General features: G+C 69.0%; 2 protein-coding genes. Both read right to left on the bottom strand.

Going from position 1 to position 2,347, the window contains the following annotated elements; genetic code table 11:
• Positions 1-400: 400 nt before the first annotated feature.
• Positions 401-1,423 carry a C40 family peptidase gene (locus GA0115259_RS29100; protein WP_093602539.1) on the bottom strand — a complete coding sequence of 341 codons (1,023 nt, stop codon included), beginning with the start codon at positions 1,421-1,423 and terminating at the stop codon, positions 401-403.
• Between the two features lie 321 nt (positions 1,424-1,744).
• A partial coding sequence (locus GA0115259_RS29095) for an NYN domain-containing protein (protein WP_176732690.1) occupies positions 1,745-2,347 on the bottom strand: 603 nt, incomplete at its 5' end.

Genomic DNA, 2,347 nt, shown 5'->3' with positions numbered 1-2,347 from the left:
CCCGCCGGAGCCGCTCCGAGCGCCGCCGCGGCCGTGGCCGCCGCGGCGGACAGGGCCACTGCCGCGCTGCCGCGTGAACCGAGCCCGGAGCCGGAGTGTGAGGGACGGCGATGGGACACCACAGGAGGCCGCACTTCCTTCCGCTGAACGCACTGACGCGGCCCCCGGCCGCCCGACGGGCGGACCACTGGCCGGAGCCGCGGGAGCAGACAGTAGCCGGGCGACCACGGAGCGGCCAACGACCGCGCCGCGCACACAAAGTGACGCCCCGCCGTAGACCACAGGTCATCGGCGGGGCGCGGTGTCAGCTGGAGGTACGGGAATTCGCCCGAATGGGCGGGCATGGTGTCCCGGATCCGGAGCCTGGACTCGAAGTCTCAGAAGCCTCGGGCTCGAAGTCTCAGATACGTACGCCGAACTGGAACGGCATGTTGTTGATCGACTCGTAGCGCACACTGGCACCGGGCTTGGGCGCGTGCAGCACCTGGCCGTTGCCCGCGTAGAAGCCGACATGGTGCTGGTCGCCGTAGAAGATGACCAGATCGCCCTGCTGGAGCTGGCTCATGGCCAGCCGCGTACCGGCGTTGGCCTGGGCCTGGGAGGTACGGGGTATGGAGACACCGGCCTGGGCGTACGCCCATGAGGTGAGCCCGGAGCAGTCGAAGGAGCTGGGGCCCGAGGCGCCGTAGACATACGGCGTACCGATCTTGCTCTGCGCGGCGGCGAACGCGGCGGACGCGCGCTGCGAGGCGGGCACCGAAGTGCCGAGGTCCGCGCGGGAGCTGGCGCGGTTGGCGCGGGAGTCCTCGGCGGCGAGCGAGGCCTTCTCCTGCGCGGTGAGCGTGTTGAGGACCTTCTGCGTGGCGGCGAGCTTCTCCTGGACCTCGGCCTTCTTCGCGCCGAGCTCCTTGCGGGTCTCGGCCAGGTCCTGGACCTTGGCCTGGGCCTCCTTGCGCTGCTGCGCGAGGGACCGCTGCTTCTCCTGGATCTGCTGGAGCGACTCGGCCTGCTTGGCGCTGACCTGGTCGAGCGTGGACGCCCCTTCCAGGTAGCTGTCCGGGTCGGAGGAGAGGAAGAGCTGTACGGAAGGGTCGATGCCGCCGGTGCGGTACTGGGCGCTGGCCATCGAACCGAGGCTGTCGCGCAGCTCGTTCAGCTCGTCCTGGCCGCGGGCGACCTTGTCCTGGAGGGCGTCGACCTCTTTTTCGAGCTTGCCCTGCGCTTCCTTGGCCGCCGTGTACTTCTCGGTGGCCTTCTCGGCGTCCTCGTAGAGCTTGTCGACCTTCTCCTTGACGTCGCTCTTGCTCGGCTGGGGAGCGGCCTGAGCGGCCTGGGAGGTCAGGGCGACAGCGGCGGCAGCGGTCGCGGTGAGCACGGTCACACGGGCGCGGCTCGGCTGCTTGGGACGACGGTGGGACGCCACGGAGGCGAGCTCCTTCTTCCTCAGCCGCCTACCGGGCCATGGGGGACACAGGGCCCCGGCTCCATACGTCCGACACCCCTGACAACTGGGCTGAACTGCATGAAATCGGCGGTTCCTTCGCTGTCACCCCGGGTGGGTGATCAACCGCGCGAAGGTTCGACGCCTGACCATAGTGACCTTCTTGTGATCAGTTCAAATCCTGACGAGGAAAAACTCTGTCACGACGCGCATTATTTACAGACGCTACACAGGCAGTGATGGACATTTGACGCTGCGCTCCACCAAGACGCCATCAATTCGGGCATTGACCCCACCAGTTGACTAGATGCGCGAAAGCCGCTTCAGCAACAAGGCGGACGCGACGGGCCTGGCACCGGCCTGCGCCACTCCGTCCGCGACCTCACGGTCGGTGGAGACCACCACCAGCGGCCGGCCCGGCGGCTCCGCCCTGACGAGCTGGCGGATCAACTCGTCCGCGGTCACGCCCGGTTTGGAGAACAGCACCCGCACGCCGCGCGGCGGCGCGAGCAGCACCGGAGCCGCGAGCTCCGCGCCGTCGAAGACACAGGTCGTCTCCGCGCCCGACTGCGCCGCGAGCATCGCGAGCCCGCCCAGCAGCCGCAGCCGCTGCTTCTCCAACGGCATCGTCGGATAGCCGGTCTTGGTGACGTTGTAGCCGTCCACGATCAGATGCGACTGCGGCAGCGCGAGCAGTTGGTCGAGCAGCGCGGGATCGGTCTCGGAGAGCGCACGGGCCGCCACGTCCTTGGGCGACATCCGGCCGGGCTCGACCGCGTCGACCGTATCGCCGGGCCTGACCATGGCGGGCGGCAGTGCCAGTTCGCGCCGTAGTCCCTGGGCGGACTCCAGCAGTGTGTCCAGCAGCAGCCGCAGCCGCATGTCCTCCACCGAGCGGCCCTCACG

The sequence above is a fragment of the Streptomyces sp. MnatMP-M17 genome, from assembly GCF_900091995.1.
Taxonomy (GTDB): Bacteria; Actinomycetota; Actinomycetes; order Streptomycetales; family Streptomycetaceae; genus Streptomyces.
Note: the sequence above shows the minus strand (reverse complement) of the source record. Positions and strands in the feature narration are given on the sequence as shown.